At 73.1% G+C, this 20,417-nt stretch carries 15 protein-coding genes; 7 read left to right on the top strand and 8 right to left on the bottom strand.

Annotated features, from left to right (window positions below; translation table 11 throughout):
* Window positions 1–81: 81 nt before the first annotated feature.
* Window positions 82–1,875, bottom strand: coding sequence for a phosphogluconate dehydratase (gene edd, locus ABD327_RS17705; protein WP_344451514.1), 1,794 nt, complete (start codon window positions 1,873–1,875; stop codon window positions 82–84).
* A 126-nt stretch (window positions 1,876–2,001) separates the two neighbouring features.
* On the opposite strand from edd, the gene ABD327_RS17710 reads away from it, so the two are divergent.
* Entirely contained in the window at window positions 2,002–3,123 is a 1,122-nt protein-coding gene (locus tag ABD327_RS17710) for an ROK family transcriptional regulator (protein WP_344451515.1), read from the top strand.
* 61 nt (window positions 3,124–3,184) lie between these two features.
* Here ABD327_RS17710 and ABD327_RS17715 read toward each other — a convergent pair whose 3' ends face one another.
* From ABD327_RS17715 to ABD327_RS17735, 5 genes are all read right to left on the bottom strand, one after another.
* A complete protein-coding gene (locus ABD327_RS17715; RefSeq protein WP_344451516.1) occupies window positions 3,185–3,952 on the bottom strand; it encodes a dioxygenase family protein in 768 nt (255 codons plus the stop codon).
* A 39-nt stretch (window positions 3,953–3,991) separates the two neighbouring features.
* A complete protein-coding gene (locus tag ABD327_RS17720; protein ID WP_344451518.1) occupies window positions 3,992–4,717 on the bottom strand; it encodes a nucleotidyltransferase domain-containing protein in 726 nt (241 codons plus the stop codon).
* Between the two features lie 11 nt (window positions 4,718–4,728).
* Window positions 4,729–5,382 carry a nucleotidyltransferase domain-containing protein gene (locus tag ABD327_RS17725; RefSeq protein ID WP_344451519.1) on the bottom strand — a complete coding sequence of 218 codons (654 nt, stop codon included), beginning with the start codon at window positions 5,380–5,382 and terminating at the stop codon, window positions 4,729–4,731.
* Between the two features lie 94 nt (window positions 5,383–5,476).
* Entirely contained in the window at window positions 5,477–6,322 is an 846-nt protein-coding gene (locus ABD327_RS17730; RefSeq protein WP_344451520.1) for a CDP-alcohol phosphatidyltransferase family protein, read from the bottom strand.
* The gene (locus tag ABD327_RS17735; RefSeq protein ID WP_344451521.1) at window positions 6,309–6,950 is read right to left on the bottom strand and encodes a phosphatidylserine decarboxylase; all 642 of its coding nucleotides are present in this window, start codon (window positions 6,948–6,950) and stop codon (window positions 6,309–6,311) included. Before ABD327_RS17735 ends, ABD327_RS17730 begins: the two co-directional genes overlap by 14 nt.
* Window positions 6,951–7,173: 223 nt before the next feature.
* Here ABD327_RS17735 and ABD327_RS17740 point away from each other — a divergent pair, with 223 nt between their 5' ends.
* The gene (locus ABD327_RS17740) at window positions 7,174–8,010 is read left to right on the top strand and encodes a phosphotransferase (RefSeq protein ID WP_344451522.1); all 837 of its coding nucleotides are present in this window, start codon (window positions 7,174–7,176) and stop codon (window positions 8,008–8,010) included.
* A 64-nt stretch (window positions 8,011–8,074) separates the two neighbouring features.
* Window positions 8,075–8,350, top strand: coding sequence for a TFIIB-type zinc ribbon-containing protein (locus ABD327_RS17745; protein WP_344451523.1), 276 nt, complete (start codon window positions 8,075–8,077; stop codon window positions 8,348–8,350).
* Between the two features lie 78 nt (window positions 8,351–8,428).
* On the opposite strand, the gene ABD327_RS17750 is transcribed toward ABD327_RS17745, so the two are convergent.
* Window positions 8,429–11,032, bottom strand: coding sequence for a polynucleotide kinase-phosphatase (locus ABD327_RS17750; RefSeq protein WP_344451524.1), 2,604 nt, complete (start codon window positions 11,030–11,032; stop codon window positions 8,429–8,431).
* Window positions 11,033–11,076: 44 nt separating this feature from the next.
* On the bottom strand, window positions 11,077–11,943 hold the full coding sequence (locus ABD327_RS17755) for a LysR family transcriptional regulator (protein WP_344451525.1): 867 nt from the start codon (window positions 11,941–11,943) through the stop codon (window positions 11,077–11,079).
* Between the two features lie 127 nt (window positions 11,944–12,070).
* On the opposite strand from ABD327_RS17755, the gene ABD327_RS17760 reads away from it, so the two are divergent.
* The 4 genes from ABD327_RS17760 to ABD327_RS17775 are packed head-to-tail and all read left to right on the top strand — an operon-like array spanning window position 12,071 to window position 20,399.
* On the top strand, window positions 12,071–13,270 hold the full coding sequence (locus ABD327_RS17760; RefSeq protein WP_344451526.1) for an NAD(P)/FAD-dependent oxidoreductase: 1,200 nt from the start codon (window positions 12,071–12,073) through the stop codon (window positions 13,268–13,270).
* Window positions 13,271–13,312: 42 nt separating this feature from the next.
* Window positions 13,313–19,141: a type I polyketide synthase gene (locus ABD327_RS17765; RefSeq protein WP_344451527.1), complete on the top strand. Its 5,829-nt coding sequence runs from the start codon at window positions 13,313–13,315 to the stop codon at window positions 19,139–19,141.
* On the top strand, window positions 19,141–19,575 hold the full coding sequence (locus ABD327_RS17770) for an acyl-CoA thioesterase (RefSeq protein WP_344451528.1): 435 nt from the start codon (window positions 19,141–19,143) through the stop codon (window positions 19,573–19,575). Before ABD327_RS17765 ends, ABD327_RS17770 begins: the two co-directional genes overlap by 1 nt.
* 8 nt (window positions 19,576–19,583) lie before the next feature.
* The gene (locus ABD327_RS17775) at window positions 19,584–20,399 is read left to right on the top strand and encodes a class I SAM-dependent methyltransferase (RefSeq protein ID WP_344451529.1); all 816 of its coding nucleotides are present in this window, start codon (window positions 19,584–19,586) and stop codon (window positions 20,397–20,399) included.
* The last annotated feature ends 18 nt before the right edge of the window (window positions 20,400–20,417 follow it).

Raw genomic sequence — 20,417 nt, forward strand, 5'->3', positions numbered from 1 at the left:
CGCCCCGCGAGGATGCCTCTCCCCGCGGAACCGGCTGAGCCCCTCCGCTTTCGCCGGGCCCGCGGGGAAGTCACCAGTTGGTCAGAAGACGGACGCGCCCCGCTCCGCCGGGCCCACCGAGGCGCGGAAGGCGGCGAAGAGGTCGCGGCCGGTGCCGCTCCACTCCCGGCGGGAGGGCGCGGCGCCGACGGCGGGACGGCCGTCGAGGTCGGCCTGGACCTCGAGCTTGCCGGAGTCGGCGTCGAAGCGCACCACGTCGCCGTCGGCGATCCGGGCGAGCGGTCCGCCCGCCGCGGCCTCGGGCGTCAGGTGGATGGCGGCGGGGACCGCCCCGGACGCCCCGGACATGCGCCCGTCGGTGACCAGCGCGACCTTGATGCCGCGGTCCTGCAGCACCGACAGCGGCGGGGTGAGCTTGTGCAGCTCGGGCATGCCGGTGGCGCGCGGGCCCTGGTAGCGCAGGACGACGACCACGTCGGAGTCGAACTCGCCGGCGTCGAAGGCCGCGAGGATCTGCTCCTGGGTGGAGAAGACCCGGGCGGGGGCCTCCACGACCCGGTGCTCGGGCTTGACCGCGGAGACCTTGACCACGCCCCGGCCGAGGTTGCCCTCGACCATGCGCAGGCCCCCGTCGGCGGAGAACGGGCGGGCGGCGGGCCGCAGCACGTCCTCGTCCCCCGAGGCCTCCGGGGCGGGCTTCCACAGCAGGCCCTCGGTCTCGGTGAGGACGGGCACCGTGGTGTAGGCGTCCAGCCCCTCGCCGGTGACGGTCGTGACGTCCTCGTGCAGCAGCCCGGCGTCCAGCAGCTCGGAGATGAGGAATCCGGTGCCGCCCGCGGCGTGGAAGTGGTTCACGTCGGCGCCGCCGTTGGGGTAGATCCGGGTGAGCAGCGGGGTCGCCGAGGACAGCTCGGCGAAGTCGTCCCAGGTCAGCTCGATTCCGGCGGCGGCGGCCATCGCGGGCAGGTGCAGGGTGTGGTTGGTGGAGCCTCCGGTGGCCAACAGGGCCACGACGCCGTTCACGAATGCCTTCTCGTCGAGGATCTCGGCGACCGGCGGCACGCCCTGCACGATCCGGCGCCCGGCCTCGTCGGTGAGCGCCTCGCGCAGCGGCGTGTTCGGGGCGACGAAGCTGGCGCCCGGCAGGTGCAGGCCCATGACCTCCATGAGCATCTGGTTGCTGTTGGCGGTGCCGTAGAAGGTGCAGGTGCCGGGCGAGTGGTAGGACTTGGCCTCGGCGTCGAGCAGTTCGTCCCGGCCGATCTCGCCGATGGCGTGGAGCTTGCGGATGCGGCCCTTCTCGGCGTTGGGCAGTCCGGAGCCCATCGGCCCCGCGGGCACCAGCACCGTCGGGAGCTGCCCGAAGGCCAGCGCCCCGATGACCAGCCCGGGCACGATCTTGTCGCAGACGCCGAGCATGAGCACGCCGTCGAACATGTCGTGGGACAGCGCGACCGCGGCGGACATGGCGACCACGTCCCGGCTGAACAGCGACAGCTCCATGCCGGCGCGGCCCTGGGTGATGCCGTCGCACATGGCCGGGACGCCGCCCGCGACCTGGGCGACGCCGCCCGCCAGCAGGATCGCCTTCTTCAGCCGCTCGGGGTAGGTCCGGAAGGGCTGGTGCGCCGAGAGCATGTCGTTGTAGGAGGTGACGATCGCGACGTTCGGCCTGCTCGTGCCGCGCAGCGCGGCCTTCTCCTCCGGGCCGCAGGCGGCGAAGCCGTGGGCGAGGTTGCCGCAGCCGAGCGCTCCTCGCGCGGGTCCCTCGGCCCTGGCCTCGGCCACGCGCGCCAGATACTCGGCGCGGCCGGCGGCGCTGCGCGCGACGATCCGCTCGGTGACACGGGCGACGACCGGGTGCACGGCTGTCATGGAACGACTCCCGGGGCAGATAGGTGAACCGGATCCCTACCTTAGCAAGAGATCTAGGTTGACTTAAGTAGGCAAAATTACAAAAGTCACGCGGAAGTGACCGTCTGGACATGGTTCACTTGAAGAATGCCGAGAGTGAGCGGAGTTGCCGCGACCAGCGGGGAGATCCTGCGCCTCATCCGGGAGGAGGAGCTGCGCACCCGCGCGGAGCTCGCCCGGTTCACCGGCCTGTCGCGACCGGTGATCGGACAGCGGGTGAACGAGCTGCTCGAGGCCGGGCTGGTGCTGGAGAGCCCGGGCGTGTCGAGCGGCGGCAGGCCCGCGGCGCGGCTGGAGTTCAACGGCGCGGGCGGCACCGTCCTGGTCGCCTCGCTCGGCCACACCCACGGCCATCTGGCCGTCTGCGACCTGGCGGGCACGATCCTGCACCAGGAGCCGGTCGGGGTGGACGGCGGGCCCGACGCCGGGATCGGAGCCGTGCTCGACCTGTGGCGGGACATGGAACGGGGCCCGGTGCTCGGCGTGGGCATCGCCGTACCCGGAGCCGCGGCCGAGCACGAGGCGATCGTCTCGGCGGTCGCCGACCGCTACCCCGTCCCCGTGCACCTGGACAACGACGTCAACGTCATGGCCCTGGGCGAGCACCGGCTCCGCCACGACGTGGACGACCTGCTGTTCGTGAAGGCCTCCACCGGCATAGGCGCCGGCATCGTCTCCGGCGGCCGCCTTCAGCGCGGGGCCTACGGCTCGGCCGGGGAGATCGGGCACATCCCCGTCCCCGACGGGCTGCTGTGCGGCTGCGGCACCGTGGGATGCGTCGAGACGCTGGCGGGCGGAGCCGCCCTGCTGGCCCAGCTCGGCGGCCGCGCCGCGAACCTGCCGGAACTGGCCGCCTTCGCGCGGGCCGGCGACCTGGAGGCGGTGGCCGTCCTACGCGAGGCGGGCCGCCGCATCGGCGAGGTGATCGCCGCCGCCGTCAACGTGCTGAACCCCGCCCTCGTCGTCCTGGGCGGCGACCTGTCGGGCAAGAACCTCATCGCGGGCGTCCGCGAGACCGTCTACCAGCGCGCCGCCGCCGTGGCCACCCGCCGCCTCCGCATCGAGCCCAGCCTCCTGGGCGACGACGCGGGCCTCCTCGGCTGCGCCACCATGATCCTCGACCACATCCTCTCCCCCCGCGCCGTCGACGCCGCCCTGCGCTCCGCCTCCCGCCCCGCCGCACCCCAAGACCCCACCCGCGTCCCCTGAGGGGAAGGTCCACCGGGCCCGTTGCCCGGACGGGCCCGATGGACTTGGACTGGTCCTCCGCTCAGCCGAGCTGGAGGGAGCGTTTGGACAGGCCCATCCAGAACCCGTCGATGACGGAGCGGTGGGTGGGCAGGTCGTCCTCGCCCGCGCCGAGGGTGACGAAGAGCGGGGCGAAGTGCTCGGTGCGGGGGTGGGCGACCTTCCCCGCCGGGGCCTTGTGCAGGAAGTCCAACAGCCCGTCCACGTCGTGGGCGGAGAGCGCCTCCCGGCCCCAGGCGTCGAACTCCCTGGACCAGCCGGGGGCGTGGTCGGCGGGCGCGCCGGGGGTCAGGCCGCGCAGGTTGTGGGTGAAGAACCCGCTGCCGACGATCAGTACGCCCTCGTCGCGCAGCGGGGCGAGCCTGCGGCCGAGCTCGTAGAGCCGCCCCGGGTCGAGGGTGGGCATCGAGATCTGCAGGACGGGGACGTCGGCCTCGGGGTACATCTCGACCAGCGGCACGTAGGCCCCGTGGTCGAGGCCCCTGTCGGGCACGTCCTGGACTCCCCCGCCGAGGAGCCCCCGGACCCTGGCCGCCAGCTCGGGCGCGCCCGGGGCCGGGTACCGGACCTCGTAGTAGTGCCGGGGGAATCCCCCGAAGTCGTACACCAGCGGCACGGTCTCGGTCGCGCCGATCGCCAGGGGCGCGTTCTCCCAGTGCGCGGAGACCATGAGGATCGAGGACGGGCGGGGCAGCTCCGCCGACCACGCGGCCAGCTGGCCCGGCCACAGCGGGTCGTCGGCCAGCGGGGGCGCCCCGTGGCTCAGGTACAGCGCCGGCATCCTGCCCATGATGACTCTCCCCGTTAGTACTTGAACATTCAATCATAACTACGGGAGCCGACTCGCCATTCCTCGTAGCCGGATTCGGACGACCAGATCGTGCAAGGCGCCGCCGTCCTCGGGATGCTCGGGCAGCGACGAGGAGTCGCGCCCCTCCTCCAGGCGGGCCGTCAGCGCCTCCACGTCGGGGGCGAAATCGCGGTCGGGGGCCGCGACGTGCTCGGCGGCGCGCTTCAGCGCGATCAGCTCGGGCAGGTAGGCGGGGCCGCCCTCCAGCACGTTCAGATCGCAGAGGACCTCGCCCGTCCTCATCAGGTGGATCCCCGTCAGCAGCACCCGGAAGGTGTAGAGCAGGGGCTTGAGCTCCCCCGTCTTCCCGTACAGCCGCCACTGGGTGCGGGCGAATCCCAGGTAGTGGTGGGCGTGGTGGCGGGTGATCAGACCCGGCGCCAGGGCGGCCAGTTCCTCGTGGACCGGCGTGGTCTCCAGGACCAGGGGCGACAGCAGCTGCTCCAGGACGTAGCCGTTCCGCTTGCGCAGCAGGACGCAGAACTTGAGGAGGTCATGGGTGACGAGGTCGGTCTGCCGGTCCTCCGACATCCAGGTGAGGGTCTCGGGCCCGTGCACGAGTCCGACCACCTCCTCCGCGGGCAGGACGTGGACGCCTCTGAGGTCCAGGTCGGAGTCCACGGAGGGGAAGCCGTACAGATGCGCCCCGCTGACCGTCACGAAGACGCGGGGATAGGGGCAGACGTCCTCGGGCAGGTCTGGCATCCCGGTCGGGTTCACAGGGCGGCCCTCCGGACGGAGACCAGGAAGTCCTCGACGGCGGCGCGGTCGGGGGCCTCGGGGAGCGGGGAGGACTCCAGGGCTGCGTCCAGTCCGTCCATCAGTTCCCCGCGCCAGGAGGTGACCTCCGTCCACGGCACCTCGCCCCGCCGGACCGCGAGGAGGCGCTCCCGGTAGGGCGTGACGTCCACGAGGAGCTCCCCCGTCTCCACCAGGTGGCGGCCGGAGAGCAGCAGGCGCAGCAGATGCATGATGTGCTTCCACTTGACCCCCTCCCCCTCGCCCGAGGAGGAGCGCTGGAACTGCCGTTCGGCGTAGCGCAGGAACGTCCGGTGCGCCTTGCGGGACAGGAAGGCCGGACGGAGGTCGCGCAGTTCCTCCCCCGTGCCGGTGGCCTTCTCCACCAGCGGCGACCACAGGCATTCCAGGACGGTGGGGTTGGCCTCCAGCGCCAGCGAGCAGAAGCGCTCGACCTCCCACGAGAACTGCTCGGGGAGCGGGCCGTCCAGATGGGTGGGGGGCTTGTCCAGCCGCCAGAACAGCTCGGTGGGCGCGACGAAGACGCCTCTGCGGTCGACGTCGCTGCCGGCGGTGTCCAGACCGTAGGCGCGGGACCCGACCACGACGGACAGGATCGTGTGCTCTCCCACCAGGTCGATGGCGTCGATGACGGCCTCCGAAGAGAAAGAAGACGCCCCGGCCGGGAGGCCGGGGCGAAGGGTCGAGCGGGGGGTGACGCGGAGGTCAGTGCCGGGTCTTCACCCGTTCGCCGGCGCGCCGGCGAACGCGGACGTTCACCCTGCGGGGACGGCGCAGCGTCCGGCGCCTGGTGTGCGGGACGGCGCGGGCCACCCGCATGGCCCGGCGCAGCTTGAGCATGATCACCGGGAGGGTGCAGGCGGCCAGCAGTTCGGTGGCCGCGGTGAAGCGCATCCACTCGCCGCCGCCGGGCACGCCCGCCGCCCAGGCCACGACCGAGCAGCCGCCGACGACCGCCCAGGCGACCATCATCCCGGCGAGGGTGCGGCTGCTGGGCTTGGGGAAGGGCAGCCGGCTGATCGCCAGCGCCGCCACGCAGGCGATCGCGGCCAGCGCCACCGGGATCGGCGGCGACAACACGATGATCGAGACCACGGTGAAGGCGCACAGCGGCGCGGGCATGCCGCGGAAGATCCCCGGCTCGGGCGCCGCCGTGACGTACCGGGCCAGCCGGACCACGATGGCCAGGAAGAACGCCGCCGACGCCGCCAGCGCGGGCATCGCCCACTCCGTCTCGAACCCGGCCCAGGCCAGGGTCATCGCGGCGGGGACCAGACCGAAGGTGATCACGTCGGCGAGGTTGTCCAGGTGCGGGCCGTAGGGGGTGCTGCGCCAGCGGCGGGCCATGCGCCCGTCGAACAGGTCGCAGATCGCCCCGATCAGCATGAGCAGGACCGCGCCGGCGAAGAACCGGCTGTCGGTGCCCCGGAAGTCGCCCTGCACCATGATGCTGCGCAGCGCCGCGATCCCGCACAGCGCGTTGCCCAGGGTCAGGAAGTCGGCGGGAGAGAGCCGTTCTGCGGGCACGGCCTCCGGCTCAACCGCTGACAAGTCGCGTCTCACCGGCTCTGGTCTTCTGACCGACGACGACCGCCGGGCTGATCCCGGGCGGAAGGTACACGTCGAAACGGGAGCCGAAGCGGATCAGGCCGAGGCGTTCTCCCTGCTCCACCGTGTCCCCCTCCTCCAGGTAGGGGACGATCCGGCGGGCCACCGTCCCGGCGATCTGGACGCACTCCAGTTCGCCGATCTCGGTCTCGAACCGCCACACGACCCGCTCGTTGCGGTCGCTCTCCTTGTCGAACGCCGGGACGTGGCCGCCCGCGACGTGCTCGACCGAGATGATCTTTCCGGCCATGGGCGCCCGGTTGACGTGGACGTCGAGGGGGCTCATGAAGATCGCCACCCGGGTCCGCCCGTCGGGCCAGGGGTCGATGCTCTGCACCTTCCCGTCCGCGCCGGACAGGACCCTGCCCTCGCCGTGGCGGGGCGGGTCACGGAAGAACCAGGTCAGGCCCGCGGCGGTGGCCGCCGCGGCGGCGCCCACCAGGGCGCGGTACCGTGACCTGCGGCTCAGCAGAACGGCGCCCGCCGCTCCGACCAACCCCGGAACCAGCCAGGGTCCGGCACCGCGGGCGATGGACAGAGCCGCGCCCTCCGGTTCTCGACGACCGGGCACTATCTCTTCAACTCCTAGGCAGAGGGACAGTTCGGGGGAGCTTACTCAGCGAGGCTTCCCGCACACCAGCGAGCCCGCGAGTGATCCACTCAAAGTAGTCGATCACTTCCCCCAGGTTACGATATGACACAGTCGGGCCCAGTGTGTCATGACTTGTTTGCCATTAACCGGGATTCCGCGGTGTTCCCTTCACGGTATACGGCGGAATGGTTGACTGGACCCCGTGCGGGAACTCCTCTTCGAAGTCGCCCGGGACGCGGGCGGAGTCGGCGATCCCGTCATTCTCTACCATCGGACCGACGTTCTGGTGGTGCGCGTAGGTGAGGTCGTGGTCAAGTCGCACCGGCCCGCCGCGGACCTGGCCGCGCGCCTCGCCGTCGCCTCCTCCCATCCCGACCTGCTGCTGGCCCCGCTCGCCGGGCCGCAGGAGATCGAAGGCCGGACGGTGTCCGTCTGGCCCGCTGGGGAGACGGTCGATCCGGCGGACCCGGAGAAGGCGCCCTGGGAGGAGGCGGCCCGGCTGCTGGCGGATCTGCACGCGCGGCCGCTCCCGCCGGGCCTGCCCGAGCAGGGCGCTCCCGCGAAGGTCCGCGAGGTGCTCTCCCGGCCCCTTCCCGAGGAGCATCCGGCGACGGCTCCGGTACGCCGCGCCTACGCCTCCCTGCCTCCGTTCCCCGAGCCGGCGCGGCCGCCCCGCCTGGTGCACGGGGACTTCCACCTGGGCCAGCTGGTGCGGTACGACGGCACCTGGCGGCTGATCGACCTGGACGACCTGGGCCGGGGCGATCCCGTCTGGGACCTGGCCCGCCCGGCCGCCCTGTTCGCCGCGGGGGTGCTGCAGCCGGAGGCCTGGTCCCGCTTCCTCGGCGCCTACCGGGAGCACGGCGGGATCGACCTCGGCGAGGACCCCTGGGAGAAACTGGATATTCCCGCCAGAGCTCTGGCGATCCAAACGGCCGCCCGCTGCGTCTCACATGCTGTGGACGAGAACAGGCTGCTCGATCCTTACGAATCAGCCCTTATCGACACGTGTGACCGAATTGGCGGTCTCGCCGTCTGACGATGGCGTAGGGTGCCAACAAAAACGCCCGTCACGGCAGGAGCCGTGCTGGAAAGGTGGCGAAATGCTTCAGTGCCCGAAGTGCCGTGGCACGATGCGGACCTTCGACCGCAACGGAGTCCACATCGAACAGTGTGAGATGTGCCGGGGGATCTTCCTCGACTACGGCGAGCTGGAGACCCTCGCCCGGGTCGAGAGCCAGTGGCGCCAGGCCGCGCCGCCGCCTCCCGCCGCGGCCCCCGGCTGGGGCGCCCCCGCACCCCAGCAGGTGGTGCACCACTACCCCGGCCACCACCGCCACCACGGCGGCAGCCTTTTCGGCATGCTCTTCTCCACCTGATCCCCCCGGGATCCTCCCGGCCTCCGGATCGCACTTCGAGGGCGGCGCCCGCCGGCGCCGCCCTTCGCGTCTCCCCGGTCAGAGGCGGGGGTCGACGGGTTCGGACTCCAGCGCCAGCACCCCGAACACCGCCTGGTGCACCCGCCACAGCGGAGCGCCCTCCGCCAGCCGGGTCAGGGCCTCGGCGCCCAGCGCGTACTCGCGCAGGGCGAGCGAGCGCTTGCGGCCGAGGAACCGCCCGCGCAGCCGGTCCAGCTGGTGCGGGTCGGTGTAGTCGGGCCCGTAGATGATGCGCAGGTACTCCCGGCCCCTGACCTTCAGTCCCGGCTGGACGAGGTCGCGGCGGTCCGGGCCCGTGCCGGGGGCGGCGTCCAGGGGCTTGACGACCATGCCCTCGCCGCCCGCCTCGGTCAGGGACAGCCACCAGTCGGTGGCGGCGGCCTCCGAGGCCGGGTCCGCCAGGTCCGTGAAGCGCGCGGCGGTGGGCCGGATCAGCCCCGACGGGTCCGCCGCGGCCAGGCGGTCGGCCAGCTCCAGGTGGGCCCGGTGGTCGAGGTCGCCGGGAGCCCCGGTCGTCAGGTGGGAGCGGCCCTCGGTGGCCAGCAGCTGGAAGGGCGCCAGCCGCACCCCGTCGAGGCCGTCCGTCGGCCAGCAGTACCGGGCGTAGGCGTCGCGGAAGAGCGCGGCGTTGCCCTCCCTTCCCGAGACGCGCTCCAGGAGCGCGGTCACCTCCACTCCGCGGTCCCGCGCCCGCTCCAGCAGGGACGCGACGACGGGCAGCGCGGTGCGCGCGGCCGCGCCGGTGGCCGCGTACTGGACGCGCAGGAGCTCCTTGGCCTTGGCCGACCACGGCAGCAGCTCGCAGTCCAGCACCAGCCAGGAGGTGTCGAACTCCGCCCACAGGCCGGCCTTCGTCGCCGCCGCGCGGACCCGGGAGAGGAACTCCTCGGTGAGGTCGGCGGAGGAGAAGAACGTCCGGCCCGTCCGGGTGTAGACGGCCCCGGTGGTGCCGTCGTCGACGCCGAACCTGGCGCGGGCGGCCTCCTCGTCCCGGCAGACGACCGCGATCGCGCGGGAGCCCATGTGCTTCTCCTCGCAGACGACGCGGCCCACGCCCTGGGCGCGGTAGGCGGCGAAGGCCTCCGCCGGGTGCTCCAGGTACCGCTCCAGCCCGGACGTCGCCACGGGGGCCATGGTCGGCGGCAGGTAGACCAGCCAGCGCGGGTCCACCGCGAACCGGCTCATCACCTCCAGCGCGGCCAGGGCGTTCTCCTCGCGGACGGCGACCCTGCCGAGCAGCGCGGTCTCGACCCCGCCCGCGCCGAGGACGTCGTCGATGTGCAGGGTGTCGAGCTCCCGGTGCGCTCCTTCGGCTCCGGACGCGGTGCCGCCGGGCCGCTCGTCCGCGGTGGGGAACGGCTTGACGGGCTCGTACCAGACCCGTTCGGCCGGGACGGAGACCAGTTCCTTCTCCGGGTAGCGCAGCGCGGTGAGCCTGCCGCCGAAGACCACCCCGGTGTCGACGCACAGGGTGTTGTTGATCCACTCGGGTCCGGGCACCGGGGTGTGCCCGTAGACGACCATGGCCCTGCCCCGGTATTCGCCGGCCCACGGGTGGCGGACGGGCAGCCCGTACTCGTCGGTCTCCCCCGTCGTCTCCCCGTACAGCGCGAACGACCTCACCCGGCCGGACGCCCGGCCGTGGTACTCCTCCTTGAGCCCGGCGTGCGCGACGACGAGCCGGCCCCCGTCCAGGACGTAGTGGCTGACGAGCCCGTCCATGAACCGGACCGCCTCGTCGCGGAACTCCTCGGACTCGGCCTCCAGCTGCTCCAGCGACTCGGCGAGACCGTGCGAGACCGTCACCTTCCGCCCGCGCAGAGCGCGCAGCAGCTTGTTCTCGTGGTTTCCCGGGACGCACAGGGCGTCGCCGTCGCCGACCATGCCCATCGCCAGCCGCAGCACGCCCGGCGTGTCGGGGCCCCGGTCCACGAGGTCGCCCAGGAAGACCGCCTGGCGGGACGGGTGGTGCGCGCCGACCGGCCGGCCCCGCTCGTCCCGGCGCAGCTCGTACCCCAGCTCCTCGAGCAGCCGCTCCAGTTCGGCGCGGCAGCCGTGGACGTCGCCGATGAGGTCGAACGGGCCGGTGAGCTCGCGCTTGTCCGTCCACGACTTCTCATAGGAGACGGTCACCGCGTCGATCTCGGCCTCGTCGCGCAGCACGTAGTGCCGTTTGAACTCCCGTCCGAGCCCTCGCATCCCCCGGCGCAGCTCGCGTCGCTGCCTGGGAATGACGTGGTCCGGGAGCTGCCTTTCGGGACGCAGCGCGTTGCGGGCCCTGGCCACCGCCTCCGGCACGTCCAGGACGACGCCCACGCCGAGCACGTCGTGGTCCTTGGCGATCCGCAGAAGCGCCTCGCGGGACTTCGGCTGCACGTTCGTGGCGTCCACCACCGTGAGCAGTCCCCGCCGCAGCCGCGTGGCGACGATGTAGTGCAGCAGGTCGAACGCATCGCCCGTCGCCGACTGGTCGTTCTCGTCGTCGGCGACCACCAGCCTGCAGTGGTCGGAGGAGACGACCTGGCCCGGCTTGAAGTGCCGGGCCGCGAAGTGGGACTTGCCCGACCCCGACACTCCGATCAGCAGGACGAGGCTCGTCTCGGGCAGCCGCAGTTCGGTCATCGCCCCAGTCTTCCGTGAGGATCGCGGCGAGGAAACCGGATTTCTCACTCCCAGGGGCCCCCTTCGATCCAGCCCTCCCGGTGGGCCAGGCGCAGGGCCGCCTCCACGAAGGCCTCGGTCACGGGGTCGGCGGCGCGGGCGTTCCACAGCAGTTCCAGGTCGAAGTCCGGGAGGGGGTCGGTGATCGGGACCGCGGCCAGGCCGTCGGGGACGTGGGGGACGGTCGAGGAGGGGATGACGGTGAAGTTGAGCGGGTCGTTGGGAATCGGGTTCTCCCAGACCGTGAAGCTCTCACCGGTGCTGGACAGCGCCTCCAGGACGGCGTCGTGGTAGGCGGGGGCGCGGCGGCGGGGGAAGTAGCAGAAGGTGTGGCCGCGCAGGTCGCGCAGCGCGATCCCGCCGGCGTTCGCCTTGGGATGGGTGGCGGGGAGCAGCGCCACCAGGCGCTCCTTGCGGAGGGTCCGGCGGGCCAGCCGGGCGTGGTCGGGCGCGCAGCGCGTCAGCACGGCCTCCACCTCCCCGTCCAGGAGGGCGCGGTCGGGAGCCCAGTGCTTGACCGCCTCCAGCACGATGCCGGGGTGCTCCCCGGCCACGGCCCGCTCCAGCATCGGGATGGTGTCGAAGCCCGCGGCGGGCAGGTAGCCCACCCGCACGGTGCCCGTCAGTTCGGCGAGTTCGCCCCGGCCCAGCTCCCGTACGAGCCGGTCGGCGTCCTCGACGATCCTGCGGGCGCTGGCGACGAACTGCCGGCCGGCCTCGGTGAGCCGGGTCGGCCTGCGTTCGAAGAGCGTCACCCCCAGCTGTCTTTCCAGGTCCCGGATCTGCCGGCTCAGCGGGGGCTGCGCCATGTTCAGCTTCCGCGCGGCGTTCTGGAAGCCCCCCTCGTCGGCGACCGCGATCACGTAACGCATCAGACGAAGATCAACTGACATACCGGCACAGTATTACCGGCCAGTACTCAATGAGTATTGGACCGGACAAGATCACACCCGGCAGGCTGGCTCCTACCAACGAGTAACGCATCGGGGAGAGAGCTTTTTGTCCGACGAATACGACGTCGTGGTCGCGGGGGCGAGCACGGCGGGCTGCGCGGCCGCGATGCTCCTCGCGGCGCGGGGCGCGCGGGTCGCGCTGCTCGAGAAGCGCACCACCATGGACGCCCACAAGGTGCTGTGCACCCACACGCTCCAGCCCGGAGCCCTGCCCGTCCTGAAGACTCTGGGGGTGCTGCCGGAACTGGAGGCCGCGGGGGCCCGGCAGCACGTCACCGAACTGTGGACGCCCTGGGGCTGGATCCGGCCTCGGCCCGAGCCGGGCGGCCCTCCGCTTCCCCAGGGGATCAACGTCCGCCGCTCCACGCTCGACCCGGTCCTGCGGCGGGCCGCCGCCGAGACGCCGGGCGTCGACCTGATGCTCGGCGAGCAGGTCTCCGGCCTGCTGGAGGAGGACGGCCGGATCACCGGGGTGCGCACCGGCGGGCGGACCATCACCGCCCGGCTCACCGTCGGCGCGGACGGCCGCGGATCCACCGTCGCCGCGCACAGCGGCCTGCCCGCCCGGGTCAGCGCCAACAACCGGCTCGGATTCTTCGCCCGGTACCGGGGACTGCCCCCGGCGCCCAGCCGGGTCTGGTTCCTCGACCCCGACACCGCCTTCGCCTTCCCCAACGACGGCGACATCACCGTGGTCGCCTGCTCCCCCGCCAAGGAGAAGCACTCCGCCGACTTCCGGCGCAACATGGAGGGCTCCTACGAGCGCTTCATCCGCGCGCTGCCCGACGCTCCGCCCATCGACGAGGGCGAGCGGGTGTCCAAGGTGATCGGCACGTTCGACCTGCCCAACGTCTACCGCAAGCCGCACCGCCCCGGCCTCGCGCTCGTCGGCGACGCGGCGCTGGCCACCGACCCCGTGTGGGGCGTGGGCATCGGCTGGGCCCTGCAGTCCGCGCAGTGGCTCGCCGAGGCCTCCGTCCGGGGGCCGGGCGAGGGGCTCGAGGAGTACGGGCGCGCGCACCGCTCGGCCCTCGACGGCCACCACAAGCTGATGGAGGACTACGCCTCCGTCCGCCCGTTCAACCCGTTCGAAAAGCTCCTGCTCTCCGCCGCCGCCAGGGACGCCGCCGCGGCGCGGCACCACCAGCGGTTCGCCGGCCGGCTCATCGACGTGAAGGAGTTCGTCTCGCCTCCCGCGCTGCTGCGCGCGATGCGCGTGAACGCCCTGCACCGTCTCGGCCGCTGACGCGGCCTTCCGTACCCCTTGCCTGGATTTCCTGGAGTCTCCTTGTCTTCTCGTATCGCCATCATCGGCATGGCCTGCCGTTTCCCGGATGCGGGCAGTCCCGCCGAACTATGGGAGAACGCCCTCGCCGGGCGGCGCTCCTTCCGCCGCCTCCCGCCCGAGCGCATCCGGATGGAGGACTACTGGTCGGCCGACAAGTCCGCGCCCGACCACTTCTACTCGACCGAGGCCGCGCTGCTGCGCGACTGGGAGTTCGACCGGCTGCGCTTCAAGGTCGCCGGGACCACCTACCGCAACACCGACATGGTGCACTGGCTGGCCCTCGAGGTCGCGGCCGAGGCGCTGGCCGACGCGGGCTTCCCCGACGGCAGGGGCGCGCCGCTGGAGTCCACCGGCGTGGTCATCGGCAACTCGCTGACCGGCGAGGGGCAGCGCGCCGCCGGAATCCGGCTGCGCTGGCCCTACGTCCGGCGGATCGTCGCGAACGCCCTGGAAGGAAAGGTCGGCCGGGAGGACCTCGCCGACCTGCTGGGGCGGATGGAGCACGACTACAAGGCGCCCTTCCCGGTGCCGGACGGCGACTACCTCGCGGGCGGCCTGGCCAACACGATCGCGGGGCGCGTCTGCAACCACTTCGACTTCAACGGCGGCGGCTACACCGTCGACGGGGCGTGCGCCTCGTCCCTGCTGTCCCTCATCACCGCCTGCAACGCGCTGATCTCCCGGGACATGGACGTGGCGGTCGCGGGCGGCGTGGACATCAGCATCGACCCGAACGAACTGATCGGCTTCTCCCGCGCCGGGGCGCTGGCCACCGACGACATGCGGGTGTACGACCAGCGCTCGGCCGGGTTCTGGCCCGGCGAGGGCGCGGGCATGGTGGTGCTGATGCGCGAGGAGGACGCGCTGGCGCGCGGCCACCGCGTCCACGGCATCGTCAACGGCTGGGGCATGTCCTCCGACGGCGCGGGCGGTATCACCCGGCCCGAGAGCGACGGCCAGCGCATCTGCATCGACCGGGCCTACCGGCGCGCCGGCTTCGGCGTCGAGGAGGTGCCGTACTTCGAGGGCCACGGCACCGGCACGGCCGTCGGCGACGCCGCCGAACTCCAGACGATCAGCGACGCCCGCAAGGCCGCGGACCCGTCCGCTCCCCCGGCCGTGATCGGCTCGATCAAGGCCAACATCGGGCACACCAAGGCCGCCGCCGGCGTGGCCGGCCTGATCAAGGCCGTCCAGGCCGTGAACCACGGGGTCCTGCCGCCGACCACCGGCTGCGAGCGGCCCCACCCGATCCTCACCGAGGGCACCCCGTCGCTGCGGGTCCTGTCCAAGGGCGAGGCGTGGCCGGAGGGCGCGCCGCTGCGCGCGGGCGTCAGCGCGATGGGCTTCGGCGGCATCAACACGCATGTGGTGGTGGAATCCGCGCGTCCCTCGCGTCCCCGGATCGACGGGCGGACCCGCACGATCCTCAGCTCGCAGCAGGACACCGAGCTGTTCTGCCTGGACGCCGACACCGCCGACGAGCTCGCCTCCGCCGCGGCCTCGCTGTCGGCCGTCGCCGAGGGCATGTCCCGCGCCGAGCTGCCCGACCTCGCCGCGCACCTCGCGGGGAAACTCAGCCGTAAGACGCGTCGCGCGGCCGTCGTCGCGAGCACGCCGCGCCAGCTGGCCGACCGGCTCCGCCGGGTCGCCTCGCTCGCCGGAGCCGAACGGCACCTCGACCCGCTGGGCGGCGTCTTCGTCGGAACGCTCGGCGAGCTGCCGCGCGTGGTGCTGATGTTCCCGGGCCAGGGCTCGGGCGGCAACGCCTCCGGGGGCGCGGCCCGCCGCCGGTTCGAGGAGATCGAGGAGCTGTACGAGCGGGCCGCGCTGCCCACCGGCGGCGACCAGGTCGACACGGCCGTGGCCCAGCCGCGGATCGTCACCGCCTCCGTCGCGGGCCTGCGGCTGCTCGACAGGTTCGGGATCCAGGCGCGCGCCGCGGTCGGGCACAGCCTCGGCGAGCTCGTCGCGCTGCACTGGGGCGGCTCCTACGACGAGGCCGCGCTGCTGCGGATCGCCGCCGCGCGGGGAAGGGCGATGAGCGAACTGTCGGAGAGCGGCGGCGCGATGGCGAGCATCGCGGCCGACGCCTCCGCCGTCACGCCGCTGCTCGAGGGCGAGCCGGTGGTCGTCGCCGGTTACAACTCCCCCGGCCAGACCGTCGTCTCCGGCCCGTCCGAGGCCGTCACCCGCGTGGTGGCCGCCGCGACCCGGGCCGGACTGTCCGCGGTGCGGCTGCCGGTCTCGCACGCCTTCCACTCGCCGCTGGTCTCCCCCGCCGCCGACGCGTTCGCCGCGCGGCTGGCCGAGGAGAAGCCGGGGCCGGTGCGCCGCCGGGTCGTCTCGACGGTCACCGCGGCGGCCGTCGCCGAGGACCCCGGGGAGCTGCTGCGCGAGCAGATCACCGCGCCCGTCCGGTTCACCGAGGCGCTGTCGGAGGCCGCGAAGGACGCCGACCTGCTCATCGAGGTCGGGCCCGGCCAGGTCCTGACCGGGCTGGCCCGCGAGATCACCGACGTCCCGGCCATCGCGACCCGCACCGACGAGGAGTCCCTGGCGGGGCTGCTGCAGACGCTCGGCGCCGCGTTCGCGCTCGGCGCGGGCGTGCAGATCGGCGAGCTGTTCTCCGGCCGGTTCAGCCGCCCGTTCGACCCCGAGGCCAAGCCGCACTTCCTGGCCAACCCGTGCGAGACCACTCCCGACGTGGACCCGGCGCTGCTGGTGAGCACGGCTCCCTCTCCCGCGGAGGCCGGGGCCGCGGCCTCGGCCGACGACGACACCACCGACCCGCTGCTGCTCCTGCGGCAGATGGTCGCCGAGTTCGCCGAGTTCCCGCTGGAGTCGGTGCGGGCCGACAGCAAGTTCCTGGACGACCTGCACCTCAGCTCGATCGTGGTGGGGCAGATCGTCGGCGAGGCGATGAAGCGGCTCGGCCTGGACCGGCCCGCCGCGCCGACCGGCTACGCGACCGCCACGCTCGGGCAGGTCGCCGAGACCCTCACCCAGCTCGTCGAGACCGGCGAGGCCGTCGCCGAGGACTCGGCCGAGGCCGCGGCCAAGATCGTCCCGCCCGGCGTGGACACCTGGGTCGAGGCGTTCGCGATCGACTGGCGCGAGCTGGACGCCCCGGCGCGCAGCGCGATGCGCACGCCCGGCACGTGGCGGCTCGTCGGCGCGCACCCGGCCGGACCGGCGCTGGCCGAGGCGCTGGAGGCCGCCGCCTGCGGGTCGGGCGTGGTCGCCGTCGTGCCCGCCGCCGGACCCGAGCGGCTGGACCTGCTGCGCGAGGCCGCCGACGCGGTGCTGGCGAACAAGGACGTGACGCGCTGCGTGATCGTCCAGGAGGGGCCGGGTTCCGCCGGGTTCGGCAAGACCCTGCACCTGGAGGCGCCCTGGGTCGCCACGGCGGTCGTCACCGCCGACCCCGCGCTGCCCGGGCGGATCGAGCGGATCGTCGCCGAGGCGGTCGCGACCGACGGGTTCCGCGAGGTCGCCTACGCCGCCGACGGCACCCGCACCGAGCCCGTCCTCCAGCAGGTCGAACTCGCCGGAACGGACCTGCCGATCGGCGCCGGGGACGTCACGCTGGTGGCGGGCGGCGGCAAGGGCATCACCGCCGAGTGCGCGCTGGAACTGGCCCGCGAGAGCGGCACCGCGCTCGCCCTGCTCGGCCGGTCCGACCCCGCGGCCGACGACGAGCTCGCCGCCAACCTGGCCCGCATGGAATCGGCCGGGGTGACCGCGCGGTACTTCCGCGTCGACGTCACCGACCGCGCCGCCGTCGCCGCGACCGTCCAGGAGATCGGCGAGGTCCTCGGCAAGGTCACCGCCGTGCTCTACGGGGCGGGCGGCAACGTGCCGAAGCTGCTGGAGGAACTCACCGACGACGACTACCGGCGGACCATCGACCCGAAGGTCACCGGCCTGGAAGCCGTCCTGAACGCCGTCGACCACGACACGCTGAAGCTGCTCGTCTCCTTCGGCAGCATCACCGGACGGGCCGGGCTGCGCGGCGAGGCCCACTACGCCGTCGCCAACGAGTGGCAGAGCGACCTCGTCCAGGAGCTGTCCGCCAGGCTGCCGCACACCCGCTGCCGCGCGGTGGAGTGGTCGCTGTGGTCGGGCGTCGGCATGGGCGAGCGGCTCGGCTCGGTGGAGAACCTCTCCCGCGTCGGCGTCCACACCATCACCCCCGACCAGGGCGTGGGGATGCTGCGCGGTCTCGTCGCCGACCCGGACGCGCCGGTCGTCGCGGTCGTCACCGGCCGGTTCGGGCAGATGCCGACCGTGCGGTTCGGCTCCGACGAGCTGCCGCTGCTGCGCTTCCTGGAGCAGCCGCGGGTGTTCTACCCCGGCATCGAGCTGGTCGCCGACTCCGAGCTCAGCTGGGCCAACGACCCCTACCTGGCCGAGCACGTGTTCAGCGGCGGGACCAACGCGGTGCTGCCCGGCACCGTCGGCATCGAGGCGATGACGCAGGCCGCGGCCGGCGTCCTCGGCACGGACGCCGTTCCGGTCCTGGAGGACGTCGAGTTCCTGCGAGCCGTGGTCCTCGGCGAGGACGAGAAGATCACGCTGCGGGTCGCCGCCCTGGTGACCGCCCCCGGGCGCGTCACCACGGTCGTGCGGTCCAGCACCACCCGGTTCCAGCTCGACCACTACCGGGCGGTCTGTGACTTCTCGGCCCCGGTTCGGACGACCGCAGCGAAGCGAGGATCGGCCGAACCGGCCCTCGGGGGTCTGGGGGTCGCCCCCCAGACCAGCACTCGCCTCCGGCCGCTCGGGTTCGCCGACCCCGCTGACGCCGAACTCCCGGCGATGGCGTTCGACCCGGCCACCGACCTGTACGGGCCGATGCTCTTCCACGGGCCGCGGTTCAAGCTGGTGGAGAGCGTGCACCGCACCGGCGCGCAGCTCGCGACGAGCCGCCTGCTGCCCGGCACCGGCGCCGCGTGGTTCGGCCGCTACCTGCCGTCCACGCTGCTGCTGGGCGACCCGGCCGCGCGCGACGCCTACATGCAGCCGATCCAGACGTGCGGCCCGACGGTCCTGGCGATCCCGGCGGGCATCCGGCGGCTGGTGCCCGGCCCGTCGACCGGTTCGGCCCCGGCGACGGTGCACGTCCGGCACCGGTTCGACGACGAGGAGTGGGACGTCGAGGTCGCCGGCCCCGACGGCCGGATCATCGAGACCTGGGAGGGCTTCACCACCCAGCTCGTCAGCAAGTACGAGGTCCCGGCGGTTTGGGTGCCGATGCTGCTCGGCTCCTACCTGGAGCAGGCGCTCATCGACCAGGGACTGTCCGGCCGGATCATGCTCGACCGGGACCCCGAGGGAGCCGAACGCCGCGAGGCCAGCGAACTGATGCTCAAGCGCCTGCTCGGCGCGGGCACCAAGGTCGCCTGGCGGCCCGACGGCAAGCCCGAGGTGGACTCCGGCCGCACCGTCTCGGTGTCGCACCGGGCCGGCGTCACGGTCGCGGCGGCCGTCCCCGGCGTCGACCTGGAACTCGTCGAGAGCCGGGACTGGGCGAGCCTGCTCGGCCCCGACCGGCTCGCCCTGGCCGAGACCATCGCCGAAGAATCCGGCGAGAGCCTCGACGCTTCCGCGACCCGCGTGTGGTCGGCCGGGGAGTGCGTGGTCAAGGCCGGGCTGCCGGTCGAGACCCCGGTCACCTTCGACTCGGTGAACGAGGGGGGCTGGGCCGGGCTGCGCTGCGGCGACCAGCGCATCCTCACCTTCGCCACCCGGCTGCGCGACGTCGCCGAACCCGTCGTGCTGGCCGTCCTCACCTCCGAGGGCCCGGCGGAAGGGCAGACCCGCTGATGGGCGACGCCTACGAGTACCGGCACATCGTCACCATCGAGGACACCGATCTGCTCGGCAACGTCAACTACGTCAACTACATCCGGTGGCAGGGCCGGGCCCGCGAGCTGTTCCTGCGGGACTACACGCCCGACGTCGTCGCCGGGTTCGCCGACGGGGTCCGGCTGCTGACCGTCAGCTGCCACTGCGACTACCTGCGCGAGCTGCGGGTGTTCGACGAGGTCGTGGTCCGGATGCGGCAGGGCGAGCTCGGCCAGACCCAGTCGGTGATGACGTTCGAGTACTGGCGGCAGCTCCCCGACGGCGGCGAGGAGCTCGTCGCCACCGGAGAGCAGCGGATCGCCTGCGTCACCGCCGGCGCCGACGGCCACCTCGTCCCGGCCCGCTTCCCCGAGTCGATGCGACGCGTCCTCTCCCAGGTACAGAGCCGCTAGGAGGCCTCATGACAGACATGAGACAGGAAGCCGTCTCGGCCACCGCCCGCTGGACGGCGGCGGTCCGCGCCCACGAGTCCGGCCTGCCGGACGCGCTGTTCACCGACCCGTACGCCGCCGGCCTGGCCGGGGAGGAGGGCTTCCGGCTCCTGGAGCGCTACGGCAACCCGGGGGTCAAGGAGTTCATCGCGATCCGCACCCGCTACCTGGACGAGGTCGCCGCCCGGGCGCCCGGACAGGTCGTCCTTCTGGCGGCGGGCCTGGACACCCGGACGGCCCGGCTGCCGTGGCGGCCCGGCACGGTCGTGTACGAGGTGGACCGGCCCGCCCTGCTGGAGGCCAAGGACGAGGAGCTGGCCGCGCTCGGCGCCCGGCACGGCTGCGGGCGCAGGACCGTCGCGGCGGACCTGACGGGCGACTGGACGTCCGCGCTGCGGGCGGCCGGCTGGAGCTCCGGGGAGCCCACCCTGTGGATCGCCGAGGGGCTGCTGCTCTACCTGCCCGAGCGGGACGCCCGCACGCTGGCGGCGACCGCGGCGGAGCTGTCCTCGCCGGGCGACGTCCTGGCGGGGGACCTGCTCAGCCACCAGTCGATGGTCAGCGAGTTCTCCCGGGAAGGGCTGCGCAGGCTCACCGAGGACGGCTGCCCGTGGCTGTTCGGCACCGACCGGCCTGAGGACTTCCTCACCGAGTGCGGCTGGAAGCCCGCCGAGGTCCTGTGCCCCGGCGAGCCCGGCGCGTCCTTCGGCCGCTGGCCGTGGGAGCCGCTCCCCCGCGAGGTCGAGGGCTTCCCGCGCAACTTCCTGTTCACCGCCCGCCGATGAAACCGTGAACGGAGCGGC

The sequence above is a fragment of the Actinocorallia aurantiaca genome (assembly GCF_039533685.1).
In the GTDB taxonomy this organism is placed as follows: domain Bacteria; phylum Actinomycetota; class Actinomycetes; order Streptosporangiales; family Streptosporangiaceae; genus Actinocorallia; species Actinocorallia aurantiaca.